Raw genomic sequence first — 14,605 nt, 5'->3', positions numbered from 1 at the left:
TGGGTATGGCGATCATAACGATTGATAAAGCCTTGATTCCATATTCCTTTGATATGGAGCTGGGCGGACGAACGTATATGTTTGAGATACGCTACAATGCGCGGCACGATTATTTTACGATCGACCTGTCCTTGGAAGATCTGCTGCTTGTGAGCGGCGTCAAGCTTGTATGGGGCGTTCCGTTGTTCGAAAGCATGGAAACGCCGGATTTCCCTGTGGAGACGATCGTTGTGTATGGGGAAAATGTGGGCGAGCAGGTGACGTGGGATACGTTCGGCCAGTCCGTACACATTCATCTGGGTGAAGACAATGGCATCTATGTATAGGCGGCAATGCGAGGTGCTGATCGGCAGCTATCAGTTCCGGTATGGAGAGATTGCGATGCGGATCAGCGTAGAGTTTGACGATGACAAGGAGCCGAATGAGTCGACGATTGAGCTGTACAACCTTTCCAAGCATACGCTGGCCAACCTGAAGACAGGTATGAAAGTGATCGTAAACGCAGGCTATGGCACTGATCTCGGGACTGTGCTGCAGGGCAAAATTGTTGAAGTTCGCACGCAGCGGGAGCAGATGGACCGCGTTACGACGCTGCAGGTGAAGGATGTCGTGAACAGCAGCAAGGTAACGCTGCAGCAATCGTATCGTCCAGGCACGAAGGCAAGCGAGATTATCCGCGATCTGTTGAGTCGAGCGAAGATCTCTCATGGCCCGATTCAGCTGGATCAGGATTACACCTATACCCAAGGGTTTACGGCCAAGGGGGATGCGCTTGAGGCTGTGCAGCGTGCGGCCAAGGCTTGCGGCACGAGCACGTACACGCAGCAAGGACAGCTGCGCTTTCGATCTAAACATCATTCCGCTTCCATGACCTTGGAATTGTCTCCTGCGAGTGGACTTATCGAAAGTCCAGAGTCGTTCGAAGAAGAGAAGGTGAAGGGCGTACGCGTGAAGTCGCTGCTGCACTATCGTTTATATGCAGGAGCGAAGCTTCGTTTGGTGAGCGAGGATTTTGAAGGAGATTACAAAGTGAAAAAAGGGCGGCATACGCTGTCCGATGATGAATTTACGACAGAAGTGGATCTGGTCAAAGGCTAGAGAGGAGGATGCAGATGGCAGCAAATCAAGCAGTGGGTGCCCTGGAGGCATGGATCGATTATAAGCTGGATCAAGCAAGGGCAGCTGGGATCGGAACGATTGTGAGCATGAGTGGTGCTACCGCAGATGTAGAGTTGGAAGGGGAGCAAGGACTCATTCGCTATTATCTTCCCGTGCTGGAGCAGCCGAATTCCTCTTCCCTTCAGATCGGCAGCCGCGTACTGGTTGTATTTACGGAAGCCCATCAATCCGGCGGCGTCGTGATTGGAAAGGTGGGAGGCGGATGAAGGCTTGGACGCTGGAACAAGGAGATTTGGTCTTGTCTCAAGGCCAGATCGCATGGATCGAAGGTCGGCAGGAGCTGGCGCAATCGGTGCAGATACGATTAGGAACTCGCTTAGGCGAGTATTTTTTTGACCCTAATATGGGACTTGATTCAGAAGGCTTGCTTGGCAAGCAGGTGACGGAGGACACCATTCGCGAGGCGATCCTGCGTTGTCTTGCGGAGGAAGAGCGCATTCGATCTGTCGATGAGCTTGAAGTCGTCTGGGATAAGGCGAGTCGATCGGCAACCATTCAGATGGTATGCACGGGACTCGAAGGAGAGGAGGTTAGATTAGAGGATGTTAACATCAGCGGGCTTGAAGCGTAAGACGTACAACGAGATTTATGAAGACATGGTCATGGAGTTGACGAAGCAATTGGGACAGGATGTGAATACATCTGCAACCTCGCCGCTTGGGATGATGCTGCAGCTGTTTTCGTGGCATTTGTCTGTGCTGTGGGAGGATGTGGAGCTTGTCTATCACGAGTCCTACATTCAATATGCGACAGGCGTACAGTTGGATGCTTTGGCGGTATTTTATGGCTTGCGTCGAAAAATGGAGCAGGTGGCAAACGGCGAAGTCGAGCTTACAGGCACAAGCGGATACATCGTGCCGGCAGGCTTCCAAGTGGGAACCCGCACGGGCGTTTGGTTCTCAACCATCGCGCCATGTGAGATTGGTGCGGATGGGAAAGGTCGTGTGTCGGTCGTGGCAAATGAGCCAGGCTCCTCTGGCAATGTGGCAGCAGCCATGATCACCGAGATGCTGAATACGGACCGAGATGTAACAGCGGTCGTGAATCACAGCAGCATGCAGAATGGCCGCGAGCGGGAAAATGATGTGGAATTCCGCGACAGGCTTCGCGCCTCACGGGACGGCAGCCATGCGGCAACAGTGGATGCGATTGCAACTGCGCTGCTGCAGCTTCCAGATGTTCGCTCCGCATCGGTTCGAGTCAATGACTCGATGCAGGAGAGCGAGGAAGGCATTCCAGCGAAGTCCATTCGCGCTTATGTATATGGCGGTCAATCGGAGCAGATTGCGAAGACGATTTTTGATAAAAAGGCCGCTGGCATCGGAACAGATGGCACAGATGCCATCACGGTGAGCGATGTGAGCGGAGGTCAGCACAAGGTTCGATTCAGCCGTATGACGATGCTGGATGTCTATGTTGAGGCAGAAGTGCTGGTCCATGCATCGTTCTCAGCAGATGGCGAGACAGCGATTCAAACGGCAGTCGCCCAATACATTGGCGGCGTTGGTGCAGACCAGCAGGATTATATGGGCCTTTCCCAAGGGACACGCGTGGTGTATTCCAAACTGTTGTCTGCGGTGCAGAATGTAGCGGGTATTGAGGAAGTAACCGAACTTCGCGTAAAGCTGGGTGACGGTGCATGGATGACAGGCAATGTGGATATTCCCCTGTATCATGTGGCTCGGGTAGCGCCTGAGCGAGTGAAGGTGGCGGTCACGCATGTTTAAGCTGGAAGAAGTCATGAAGCTGCTGCCAGATGTGGTGGCGAAAGAAGACAGTGTATTTTCGAAGCTTGTTCAGGTCTGGCTGAAGGAAATGAACGTTATTAGCGAGACGATTCAGCAGATCTCTTTATGGAAAAGCATTGAGGAAGCAGAAGGCACGACGCTCGATGAGATTGGCCACAATCTGGGGCAGTCGAGAGGCCAAGCGACGGACGAGGTATATCGTCTGCTGCTTCGTTCCAAGCTTGCTCGGATGAACGCGAGCGGCAATCTGGATTCCGTCATTGAAGTGCTGGCGCTTGCTCTGCAGACGGATTATCATGAGTTCCGCATTACGGAGCAGTATGACGATCCGAAGCAGCCAGAGCCTGCGGCGATCCATGTCAAGGAAGTCCCTTATTCGAAGCTGAATGAGGTTGGGCTAAGCCCGGCACAGTTTATGTCCTTGGTCGAAAATGTCGTCGCCGCAGGCGTTCGTGTCGGCGAGGTAGAGCTGACGGGTACCTTTGCGCTCTCTTCTCAGATGGGTCAGGTCGAGACCAGCGAGCATGGTCTAACTGATGATGACATGCTCGGCGGCGGAACATTAGGGGATCTGTATGTTCCGGGCGATGATTATGAGCTACCCTTATAGGCAGGCTCCTAGAGTGTCCTAAGAGTCATCCTATGATACAAAAGGAGATTCATAATCAGATTCCATGTTGAATGTACACTCATTCTCGAAGCGATCCAAGGCAATACGAAGTCAGATGTGTGTTTCTGATATTACCGGAATTGCTAGATGCAATTCTTTCATCTTCAGCTTCTTCCATCTTCAGACTCTATACATTTGAGTAGCTGAGAAGCTCTTTTTTTGAACATCTACACGCAGTGTTTGCTTTGACGTTTACGGTTGTCCACAACGATTAGCAATGTCAAAGAATGAGTTTTTTATAATAGACATTACAGAATAACAGTGAAAATATGCCTTCAAGATGATCACGATCATCAAGAGCAGATCATAAATGAGGTGAAGCTATGAGTTTCAAGAAACCATTGCCTACTTGGAAGGCACAAGGGATTCAGCCGCCTGAACACAAACTGGAGGAAGGCTGGAAAGCACAGGACAAGCCCCCTGCCGGATGGCTGAACTGGCAGGCGAATACGACTTATGAAGCGTTGCAGGAATTGCAGGACAACGCGGTCGATCACCGCGATGTGACGAGTGAACCTTCTGAGAGTGGCGTTGTTCGCTTAAATGAAGCGGGAAAGCTGAACGAGGCTGTCCTTGCTGACGCGGAACATAAGGAGATTACACTGAAGCCGGGTGTTCAGATTGTAGAATCTGATCAGGATACGCCGTTTAATGTTGGGAGTATTAAGGGGCGGACGTTGATAAACCTTCTTGGACGTGCGGGAGCGTGTGAGGATGCTTCGGCGTTTAGCGTTAAGGCAGGAGCAGCGCGCCCAACTTGGTTCGAGGTGCAGTTGGGTAAAGGCATGCTTGCGACGTGGGAATCAGCGAATATGGGGAGCACGTATGCATGTTTTGCACCATTGAGTACGGCGTTGAAAGCTGGGGCTCATTATGTGGCGATTGCGTCGGTCGGTATTGTCAGGGGTGATATGTCCGCGTGGGTTGTACTTCGCAAAGAGGATGCGATGGACCACAACGGTAATAGGATCAGTGTAGGGATGGCGGCAAGTACCTGCGCCTTCGTTGCAACAGGTACGGAAAAGTTAATCGGCATATATTTCTCAGTTAACAACGCAGTGGGTGCGGTGAACTTCGACAATATTCGTCTCTATGAAATAAGCCAGACGGAGTACGATGCTATCGCGACAATGACATCTGAACAGGTCGCTGCAAAATATCCGTACGTAGACAGCATGACAAACGTCACGAACCCGTATGCTATCGCGACTAGCGGCAATCTGTTGCCACCGTTTACGGAGTGGGCAAATAACGGCAATAAAAAACTGCATGATCTTTATGAACTTGAAATAACAACTCCAATACCGGATGACGTAAATTACTACTTGAGGGTTGCTGAGGAAACCACCATGACGCTTAGTGTCGAACACACTGGATTGATAGGCGTAAATGCATGGGACGCAAACAACGAGCTAATTGGTGGGCAATCAATAGTCCGTTACACTAAAAGTCAGCAAGCAAGCTTCACAACGCCAACAGGGACAACCCACATATCGGTGCATTTAGGAAATGTTGACGGGAATACTTCTTTGCCGAGCTGTAAGTTCAAAAAACCGATACTCACGCCAACGACCACGCCACAGCCATTCGCTCCACAATCATGTTCCATGTGGGCAGCCGAATGCCAACTTGCCGCAAATCCTCTTGATGGATCGAATGCTGACGTGTTGTTTACAGGTGATGATGGATTACCTTACGTGTTAGAGAAGTGGAAAAAGGTTAAGTTGGACGGAGCGTTGCCGTGGGTGTATGACGCAGCGCCAAAAGCTGGAGTAAAAACCGTTAAAATAGCTGGATTCGCCATAGGCAGAGACAATTCTAAAAAACCAGTATCTGTAAAATACAACGGAGAACTATTGGTGGTTGGTGGATCATCTACTGGTGCTGATATCATAAGCGAATCGTTCTGGCATTCGACTTCAAATCATGCGCTTATTATTTCTATCTCCAACACAGACAGCGGATGGGGAGATGCGTACGAACCGACTGCCGACGAGATCAAGGCGTATTTCTTGGGGTGGCGTATGGCTCTTTCTTCTGATTGGTCAGCACAATATAACGGAAATGGTGATAGAATATGGATCGCTATTGGTGCAGATGCTTTATCTTCTGGCGCGGCAACTCTAACCTTGCCTACCGCCCCTCCTAGTGTTGATAGTACTTGGCAACCATACCGCCTTCAATACCTCAAAACAAAACCAACTGTCGAACCTGTACGCAACTATGAAACGGGTTTGACGCTATGTGAAGGCTCTAACGTGGTCGAGGTAGGTAGCGGCATTGTGCTGAGAGAGAAAGCGAATACCGTGACCTTAGGACTTAACTACCTGATTAATCATAAGGACGCTCCTAATTCAGCCCTAAAATACCGAACCAATGATATTATGTCGGCGTATCGTAATAATGGCAGGGGGAGTAATGCCACAATAGCGACAAATAATGCTGCGGGTTTAGGAGGTTCATTTGCTTTCATTACTCCGCAGAACTTCGACCCCACCGCAGTCTACCACGTCACCTACACGATGCTAGACCCGACTCTATCAGCACCAATCAACGGAAATGTAGCTATGAATCTGCGAGGAGTAGTTTCGGATTTAGCGCAACACACAGGAGATATAGAACGCCGCTTGAGTGTTGTCGAGAACCAGAAAGCAGATGAAGAATCGCCACAATGGATTGCTCCAACAATGTTGAACGGGTCTGCGTCGCACGATGCTTCCCCTGCGATGTATAAAAAATGGAACGGTTTAGTATTTTTAAAAGGATTGTTCACAACAACTAGCAGCACGGTCATTTTTAAATTTCCTATCGGATACAGACCTAACAAATCCGTTATATTAAATATATTTTCTGTAACGTCTGGAAATCTAACACCTAGCAATTTGGAAATAAAGCCAGATGGAGATGTGCGAGTAGGATTCCACGGAACAGATTATTCTTCGTTAGATGGAATCATATTCGAAGCCGAACAATAACAAAGGAGGACGCAAATGAAAGAGGCAATCATAACCGATATCAACGGTTTATACATCGAACCAACGCTCGTTGCGGATTCCGTGACGGGCGTTTTTCCTATCGAGGAATCTCTTAACTCGGAACATAGCAAGCAATTCGCATTGCCAGAATCCAAGATCACGGGATACACCGTGGCGATTCCATTGCCAGACGGATTGTATGATCCAACATTCGATCTTCACCGTTACGAACAGGCGCGCAAGGATTATGAGAAAGCCTATGCGGATTATCAGAATCAGCTGTCCGCATATGATCCTGAGAGTGGTGAAGCAGCGCCAGAGCCTCCACTTTCTGTAGACTGGAGCCAATTTTGGCGCAACGGACTGACGGAAGAAGAGATCGAGGCTTTGAGACCCATTCCACAGCCTGACCCTACCGAAACGTTAGGGGGACAAATGGTGCAGCGTGAGCTCGAAGCATTAGAGCTTCGAGAACAAAGCGTCATATTAGGCACTCAGATGGTTGAGAAGGAGCTTCAGATCCTAGAGTTAAAAGGAAAAAATGAAGCGCTTGATCGTACTATCGCTAATCTGAAACTTAGATTAATTGAGCTGGAGGCGAAAGCAAATGTTTAACAACGATGTTGATCGACTGAGCTATTATTACCAAAAAGGCTGGGCCAAGGACGCGCAGCTTCGGATGTATGTGCAGTTCGAAGTAATCTCGCCCAAACAATACACAGAAATTACAGGCAACGAGTATGTTCTATCTTAATGAGTAAATCGCGCATTGTCAGAAATGCGCTCCATGTATTCATCAAAACCAGAATGTCGGTTGCTTATAGGATACGATTGAACGGGGATGTCTGATCGTTGTTCTATAACTTGGTTCCCGAAACGGACATGTTGGTGGAATTAGAGAATGAACCAACACGCGATAAGCAACGCTTAATTATATCTGCATCCATTATCAAGCGGAGCGATAAAATAATAAGTTGGACGATGGTAACGATCCAGACAATCCTTTCTTCAACTTGAATAGAGATATACGTGAAAGAACTTTTAATAAGCAAGTACCAGGGATAATGGACGCCATTATCCCACTTCCCTCAAAATGCTCACAAACCCTCGTCTGGCGCCTATAATTCCCTTCCCTCATGTGCATACTAATAATTGGAGAGGGTTGTCTTTTGGAGCATGGCTGCTAAGTTGGAGCGTTTCAACTTTTGGTTGAAAGCCCAACAAAAAAGATGCTCTACAACACCTTGACATGACGGCAACAGTTCGTCTAAGCAGCAATTCTGTTTCTCTAGACCCACACGGATATGGAGTGTTACCATAAGTGAACAGAATATCATGTTGTCATTTAGGGCATCAGAGAGGGGCGAATCGTGGACGTATATCAAGAGATGAAGCAAGGCGAGAAGGGCGCTTGGCTTAGCATCTGCGCTTATATTGTCCTGTCGTTGACGAAGCTTGGAATCGGATTCGGCTTCCATTCTGCTGCGCTTCAGGCAGACGGTTGGAATAACTTAACGGACATTGTGGCTTCAATAGCCGTGCTGATCGGCCTGCGGATATCGCAGAAGCCGCCGGATCATGATCATCCCTATGGGCATTTTAGAGCGGAGACGGTATCGGCGCTCATTGCTTCCTTTATTATGGCGACGGTGGGCTTGCAGGTTCTATATATGACCGTGATGTCGTTAATCGAAGGCAAAGCGGAGACGCCGAATCCCCTGACGGGGTGGGTAGCACTTGGGTGCGCGGCTGTCATGCTGCTTGTGTACACATATAATCGCAATCTCGCGAAGAAGATCAACAACCAAGCCCTCATGGCAGCGGCGCAGGACAATAAGTCAGATGCCTTTGTCAGTATCGGCGCAGCAATCGGGATCTTCGGCTCGCAGATGGGTTTGCCATGGCTTGACCCAGTAGCGGCCTTTGTAGTCGGGATATTGATCCTGAAGACAGCATGGGAGATCTTCCGCAGCGCGACCTTGGTGTTAACGGATGGGTTTGACGAGGATGAGCTGAAGACGCTACGCTCGACAATCGAGAAGACGAACGGGGTGCGCGAGATTCGTGAGATTAAGGCAAGGCTGCACGGCAATCAGGTATTCCTGGACGTTATTGTGCTTGTCGATCCGCTGCTAACCTTGATCGAGAGCCATGAGATCAGCGATGATGTTGAGCTCCGATTGAAGAAGAAGCACAACATTATGCATGCGCATGTCCATGTGGAACCGCTAGAGATTCCGGATCATGCATGCAAGATCGAGCATTAGCACTTTTTTGGTGCATCCTAGCCCCTAGTGAAGGGCTACACATTTATAAAGAGAATAGACGATGACTTCTATACTGAGGAAAAGCGGGTTGCCTTATCAGGCGACTCGCTTTTTTTTTCATATCGGGTATGCTTCAATGCCCCTCTGTTCTATTTCCCTACTATTCGGCTCGGACCCATCCTATTCCTTTCTATTAAAAGTTCTGTTTATTGCTTCTATAGGTTTATGACGAAGGAACTCTCCTTTTTATTGCCGAAAAATACCAATCCTGAGCCAACTCGAAGTGCAACATCCTGCTCGATTATGCCGTTAAGAGATTAGCTGCTGGCTGCTATTCAAGTGAATGAGTGTGCAGCTGCCGTTATGGTGCCACATTTATCATTTCTACCATCTGATTCTCCTCTATAACAATACCAAAGCAAGCTCCTCAAACAAATGAATTAGCGGGCACTGCCTTTCCACCATAACCCTTAAATTCCTTCTCACCCATTTCTCAATTCTAGAGTGTATTACTTTTTGACTATAAGAACATATGGATACATGAATAGTGGAATAGATATTTAATCCTACTAAAAATACATAAAACATCCAGAAATATAGGTCTATAGACCTAAATAAAAGGTTACAATTTGTCATATATAAGGTAAAAGTCCGATGTTTTCGACATAGATGCCTGATATAGTGAAGGACAAGTGATGGAACTGAAATACAATTCTAGTAAACGATATGACAGTTGACTATAAGTTTACAATTTTGTTCATGTGAACATCGGTTCATGTAAACGAGGCAGCATGAAGCCTCTACATCACAGAAACGAATGACTTCACTGCACAAGGAGGCAACTTATGAAGAAGAATAAGATGAAAGCAATACTACTTGGACTGCTGGCGGTGACGATGTCCTCGCAGATTATGGCATCCACGGCAGGAGCAGCATCAGCATCGACGAATTCAGGAAGCAACTCATACATAGAGACAGGAGGAACGGATAGCGCGAGCTATTCGATGCAGTCCACAGCATCGACACCCGTGGCATATGCAAGCTCAAGCAGCGCATCCTCCAAGGTCGAGAAGGTAATCAAGGTGGGCATGTCCTATCTGGGCACGCCTTACGAGTACGGATCGAACCGCAACTCTACCAAAACCTTTGATTGCTCAGACTTTGTCCGTCATGCCTACAAGAAGGCAATTGGCGTAACCCTTCCGGCGGATTCCCGCAAGCAGGGGGCTTGGATTCGCAGCAATTCTACAGCCAAGTACAGCATGAGCTCATTGAAGCGCGGCGATCTCGTGTTCTTCGGCAAATATCGCGGCTCTTCCAAGTCGGCTTACAAAAAGGTAAACAAGAAGACCGAACGCATCACCCATGTTGGCATCTATCTGGGCAACGGCAAGATTCTGCATACGTACTCCAAGAAGTCTGGCGGCGTTCGTACGAATTCGATTAAAAACAACTCCTGGGAATATCGCTTCCTGTTTGGAGGCTCTGTCGTTAAGTAAACTGCTTGCAGGAATGCTATCCTAGTATATGTTAACTTTTAATACAACTCGAATTTGTAAAAGGTGAAAAGCCGCTCCCATCCGTGTTGGATACGAAATGGAGCGGCTTCTTTTTGTAATGGAAGCTACCGGCTAAACGGGTGGTTAGGACTAATAGCGGCATCATCGAATTTCAATCGAGAAGCATAGCCTCCTATTAATGATGGGAACTATCTCTTCTTGCGCGAATGACGAGATGGCTTAGGCCAGAAAGGTTTAGGCACGACCTGTATCATCGTTAGAAAGATTTCTCCCCATTTCCACTCATCCAGCATCGATACAGACATATCAGCGTCAAGCTCAGCTCTTCTTCTCAACTGCTTGATTTGAGGCGGAGTGAATATGCTTTTTAACACCATGTTCAGTGGTACATCAGGATGGCGCATAACCCACTCGGCAAACCTTTTGAATAAAGAGTGATGCTTGTAAGGGATAATGGGCGTGGTCCTCCTTTTAACCACTAGAACCACCGAATCAACGTTGGGAGGCGGAGTGAAGCTCCCTCTTGGCAACGTCCTTCCCATTTGGAGATCAAAGAACATTCGCCAATACAGCACATAATCGCTGCGAATCGAAGCGGACGTGAATCTCCGGGCGGCTCCTTTCTCCATCACGATCATGCCCTTCTCTAATCCCGAGGAAGCGGGAGCAAGCAGCAGCTTCATAATCGGTGTTGTAATCGCGTATGGAATGTTAGAGACGACAACGAACTTCTCCTTCGGAAAACGAAGCTTCAATATATCCTGCTGAATAATGCTGATGTTAGGATATGACGAAGTTTTGCGAATTAATCGCTCGACAAGCTTCGGGTCGTATTCAATAGCAAGCACCTTGCCTGCCTTCTGCACAAGTCTTGTCGTCAACGCTCCTTTACCGGCTCCAAGCTCGATCACCACATCTTCACGGCTTAGCTTCGCGCAATTGACGATGTCTTCTATCGTTCCCGGGTGATGCAGAAAGTGCTGTCCAGAGAAATTAGGCGTCTTCTCACAGCTTGCTTTATGATAGGATGGCTTGCGTTTATTTCGGGTCATTCTTATCGCTCCCTTCTGGAAAACAAAAAAACCACAGACCATGGCCTGCGGTTTGAGAGAAGCGGAAAGAGACCACCCCTTTTACACATGAGCGGGTGATGGGACAGGACAAAGAAATTGTTTCCTTGTACCCTTACAAGCTAACGCAAAAAAGAAAGGCAGATAACCCTGCCTTCCTTCATATTCATTCACATATCGATATTCAAATAAAATGAACGAAGAGGATTAAAAATGGGCAGACTAATCCCGTTCTCTCTACCCACAGGCAGAGACATATGCAATTTTCATTGCATGTAACGGAATCGAATGTATAAATACCCCATTTTTAACAACCCTCCTTCATAAATTAACGTTATACTACCACAGTTTCTATGACGCTACAACATTTATAACGATTTTATACAATATTGCCCCTTGTAGACATACTTCACCCTTTTATTTACATAACAGGCTCGTTATAATGATGCGTATAAAGACACATAGACCATAGGATGCGGCAAGCGCAGAATTGGGGGAGAGCATGACAACGTTAAGAGAGATTGCAGAACGTGTTGGTGTCTCCATATCTACAGTCTCTCGTGTCATTAATCAGGACGACAGCAGGAGGATCAGCGACGAGACGAAGCAGAAGATATGGAAAGTCGCAAAGGAAATGGACTATCGCTCCTCGAGACGAGCGAAGTCATACCGGCCGGGGGCAAAGCGGGGAAGGGAGCATGCCTCTAAGCTGCCCGTGATTGGGTGCATCGTAGCGCTTCAGGACAACAAGTACAATCATCCCTACTTCTCGCCGATTATTCAAGGAATGGAAGCGAAGCTGCTGGAATCCGGCCTTACGCTGTCTTTTCTGCATACACAAGCTGAGCTTAAGAATGAGGTGTTATTCAATACATTGCTTGATACGCGCGGCTTAAGCGGTCTCATTTGCATTGAGGGTTTGACGTCCAGCCTGTACAAGCGGTTAAAGGAGCGGGTGCCTGTTATTGTCGGCATTGATGTTAATGATTCGGAGATTCCGATCATCTCCTATGATCGGATGAGTGCCGCGCATACCGCAGTCAAGCACCTGATCGAGTTAGGCCATCAAGACATTGGGTTTATTGGAGGGACCGGGCTGTCCGGCAAGCTGGATCGAGAGAAGCGCTTTACGGGTTATCGCCGTGCATTGGAAGAATACCAGCTTCCTTATCAGGCACAGTGGACGATCAACTCCCACTGGGACGCAGATGAGAGCTATGAACAAATGAAGGGTCTGCTAATGGCTGCTGAACGGCCAACCGCGATGTTCTGCGCCAGTGATATGATGGCGATTGCCGCGATGAGAGCGGTTACGGAAGCCGGGCTGTCGATTCCTAGAGATATTTCGTTTATCGGCATCGATGATATTGAGTTCTCCAAGTATACAACACCGCCCTTGTCTACCATTCATATTCCTAAGTATGAGATGGGCTATGCCGCCGCTAAGACGCTGCTGGACAGCTTGGAGGACCCGTATCCATTTGCGTTTCGCATGCAGCTTCCATTTAAGCTGATCACAAGAAGCTCTGTAACTCGAGTCGAGGCGATGTCGGTTGGGCAGGTATAACGTAGAGGCAGCGGCAGCGTCATCGGATGCTAGATGAATGACACGTTCATTCGAATATTCATACCAAATAAATTCATTCCGAAAATATTCGTATAAAAGATTAGCATTTCTCTGAAGTCGATGATACCAATAAAGAAAGAAAAGAATACAGTGCAATGTAAAACAAAGCTTAACTAATCCTTGCTCATCCGCTGCTGTGCTTCATGCAGTATGCGGTGTCAGGGATTTTTTTATTCTATCCATTGTCCTGCTGATCTATAACGTCAAACAGCTTCTCGTAGCGATGATCGAACACCATGTACCAAAGAGAAGCACCCTCTATGTTCAAGACAGAAGCCTTATGAACAAGGGCTTCCTCCTCATTCTCAGCATCCCAAAAGCGAATAGACACAGGAGCCTGGCGCGGCTCATCCAGTCGCCCGAAGTAGATGGAATAAGGCTGCCCCTCAAGCTCCAGGGAGAAATAATGGCGGTTCGGCGTTCCCGCGGCAGTACTCAATTGTCCGCTATATTGGACAGAGGAGCGCTCCATCGAGGTGTTAGCGGCTGCCACGCCAATATCCTGGAACGTCTGACGCTGGTAAAACACAAGCTGTCCGTTGTCCACGTCTATGGTGTCAAGAATGGTGTAATCATCCTTGATTATATCCCTGTCCAAGACCTCAGAAATTGAGGGGGTACGCATACAGGCCGACAGCAGCAGAAGAAGGCTTGCCATGATAACGGCTGCAGCTGCGCCATAACGTTTTATAGCATGCACATGCTTCACCTCCTTTAGATCTCCTCTTACTGCTTATGAAGTGTCCCTGTAATAGAAAAAAACAATAGGAACATCCACTTGTATAAAGTTATCGCTGTTCTTCTGTCATGACCAGTCTAGGCTAAACAGGCAACCTACTGCCTTCATTTGTAAAAAAGCTCCTTTGCATGAGACGCAAGGAGCTCTTGGTGCAAGATTATAACCATTACCGATTTGCTGAAGGATAATGAATCAGCGTCACGTAGCGAATGGTCTTATCCGTGTCATTCGTGTAGGTGTGCGGCTGGTCAGCCGAGAACCGCATCGCAAGCGTCGGCTTAAGCGTATAGCTTTCCCCGCCGACTTCTACCCGCAGCTCGCCATCCATGACCATAATGAATTCTTCCACGCCCTCATAGTGGGCTTCTGATTGATGAGAGGTGCCAGGCTCAATCAGAACGCTGTATACCTCGAAGCCGCGATCCTGCTCAAAAGGAAAGATCGGGAATGCGCGATAAGCGCCTTCCTCCTCCACAAGCGGTGTGGTTTCTTCCATGGCCACGACGCTGACTTGAGGAGAGGCATCCTCCATCAAGGTTGCAAATGAGATGCGAAGCCCGTTGACAATCTTCCACAGCACGGAAATGGTTGGGTTGGATTCGCCCCGTTCGATCTGGCCAAGCATACCCTTGCTGACCCCGCTCAGCTCAGCGACCGCGTCTAGACTTAAGCTGCGCGACTTGCGGATGTCTTGCAGATTCTTTCCTATTTTCTTATGAATTTGTTCTTGCATTCTAGAGCTCCTCTCTCTATCCCAACAGAACAGGCTTGTCCTGTAAAAAAAGTCATACAAAAAAACATGTGCAATAT

The 14,605-nt window shown here is 48.2% G+C and carries 15 protein-coding genes; 12 read left to right on the top strand and 3 right to left on the bottom strand.

The features are described 5' to 3' along the window. Window positions 1-5: 5 nt before the first annotated feature. The 11 genes from B9Y93_RS11030 (at window position 6) to B9Y93_RS10980 (ending at window position 10,338) form a co-directional block, all read left to right on the top strand. On the top strand, window positions 6-326 hold the full coding sequence (locus B9Y93_RS11030) for a phage baseplate plug family protein (RefSeq protein ID WP_085494450.1): 321 nt from the start codon (window positions 6-8) through the stop codon (window positions 324-326). Then, the gene (locus tag B9Y93_RS11025) at window positions 310-1,098 is read left to right on the top strand and encodes a phage protein (protein ID WP_085494449.1); all 789 of its coding nucleotides are present in this window, start codon (window positions 310-312) and stop codon (window positions 1,096-1,098) included. The genes B9Y93_RS11030 and B9Y93_RS11025 overlap by 17 nt, the downstream gene beginning before the upstream one ends. 14 nt (window positions 1,099-1,112) lie before the next feature. Continuing rightward, entirely contained in the window at window positions 1,113-1,385 is a 273-nt protein-coding gene (locus B9Y93_RS11020; RefSeq protein WP_085494448.1) for a hypothetical protein, read from the top strand. Beyond that, window positions 1,382-1,750 (top strand): DUF2634 domain-containing protein, encoded by a 369-nt coding sequence (locus tag B9Y93_RS11015; protein ID WP_085494447.1) that lies wholly within the window; start codon window positions 1,382-1,384, stop codon window positions 1,748-1,750. Before B9Y93_RS11020 ends, B9Y93_RS11015 begins: the two co-directional genes overlap by 4 nt. After that, window positions 1,722-2,906 (top strand): baseplate J/gp47 family protein, encoded by a 1,185-nt coding sequence (locus B9Y93_RS11010; RefSeq protein WP_085494446.1) that lies wholly within the window; start codon window positions 1,722-1,724, stop codon window positions 2,904-2,906. Before B9Y93_RS11015 ends, B9Y93_RS11010 begins: the two co-directional genes overlap by 29 nt. Beyond that, the gene (locus B9Y93_RS11005) at window positions 2,899-3,537 is read left to right on the top strand and encodes a hypothetical protein (protein ID WP_085494445.1); all 639 of its coding nucleotides are present in this window, start codon (window positions 2,899-2,901) and stop codon (window positions 3,535-3,537) included. The genes B9Y93_RS11010 and B9Y93_RS11005 overlap by 8 nt, the downstream gene beginning before the upstream one ends. 383 nt (window positions 3,538-3,920) lie before the next feature. Beyond that, window positions 3,921-6,572, top strand: a complete 2,652-nt coding sequence (locus B9Y93_RS11000) for a hypothetical protein (protein WP_085494444.1) — start codon at window positions 3,921-3,923, stop codon at window positions 6,570-6,572. Between the two features lie 15 nt (window positions 6,573-6,587). Next, window positions 6,588-7,187, top strand: coding sequence for a hypothetical protein (locus B9Y93_RS10995; RefSeq protein ID WP_085494443.1), 600 nt, complete (start codon window positions 6,588-6,590; stop codon window positions 7,185-7,187). Further along, on the top strand, window positions 7,180-7,326 hold the full coding sequence (locus B9Y93_RS10990) for an XkdX family protein (RefSeq protein WP_085494442.1): 147 nt from the start codon (window positions 7,180-7,182) through the stop codon (window positions 7,324-7,326). Before B9Y93_RS10995 ends, B9Y93_RS10990 begins: the two co-directional genes overlap by 8 nt. A 616-nt stretch (window positions 7,327-7,942) precedes the next feature. Then, window positions 7,943-8,839 (top strand): cation diffusion facilitator family transporter, encoded by an 897-nt coding sequence (locus B9Y93_RS10985; protein WP_176228901.1) that lies wholly within the window; start codon window positions 7,943-7,945, stop codon window positions 8,837-8,839. 845 nt (window positions 8,840-9,684) lie between these two features. Further along, on the top strand, window positions 9,685-10,338 hold the full coding sequence (locus B9Y93_RS10980) for a C40 family peptidase (RefSeq protein ID WP_240968112.1): 654 nt from the start codon (window positions 9,685-9,687) through the stop codon (window positions 10,336-10,338). A gap of 209 nt (window positions 10,339-10,547) precedes the next feature. Here B9Y93_RS10980 and erm read toward each other — a convergent pair whose 3' ends face one another. Then, the gene (gene erm, locus B9Y93_RS10975) at window positions 10,548-11,411 is read right to left on the bottom strand and encodes a 23S ribosomal RNA methyltransferase Erm (protein WP_085494441.1); all 864 of its coding nucleotides are present in this window, start codon (window positions 11,409-11,411) and stop codon (window positions 10,548-10,550) included. Window positions 11,412-11,931: 520 nt separating this feature from the next. Between erm and B9Y93_RS10970 the strand changes: the two genes are divergently transcribed. Continuing rightward, window positions 11,932-12,996 carry a LacI family DNA-binding transcriptional regulator gene (locus tag B9Y93_RS10970; protein WP_085494440.1) on the top strand — a complete coding sequence of 355 codons (1,065 nt, stop codon included), beginning with the start codon at window positions 11,932-11,934 and terminating at the stop codon, window positions 12,994-12,996. 235 nt (window positions 12,997-13,231) lie between these two features. On the opposite strand, the gene B9Y93_RS10965 is transcribed toward B9Y93_RS10970, so the two are convergent. Together B9Y93_RS10965 and B9Y93_RS10960 are read right to left on the bottom strand one after the other, a co-directional pair. Further along, window positions 13,232-13,756 (bottom strand): hypothetical protein, encoded by a 525-nt coding sequence (locus B9Y93_RS10965; protein ID WP_085494439.1) that lies wholly within the window; start codon window positions 13,754-13,756, stop codon window positions 13,232-13,234. 205 nt (window positions 13,757-13,961) lie between these two features. Beyond that, complete coding sequence (locus B9Y93_RS10960; RefSeq protein WP_085494438.1) at window positions 13,962-14,528, bottom strand: helix-turn-helix domain-containing protein; 567 nt, start codon at window positions 14,526-14,528, stop codon at window positions 13,962-13,964. Between the last annotated feature and the right edge of the window lie 77 nt (window positions 14,529-14,605).

The sequence above is a fragment of the Paenibacillus aquistagni genome (genome assembly GCF_900177815.1).
GTDB lineage: Bacteria > Bacillota > Bacilli > Paenibacillales > Paenibacillaceae > Paenibacillus_B > Paenibacillus_B aquistagni.
Note: the sequence above shows the minus strand (reverse complement) of the source record. Positions and strands in the feature narration are given on the sequence as shown.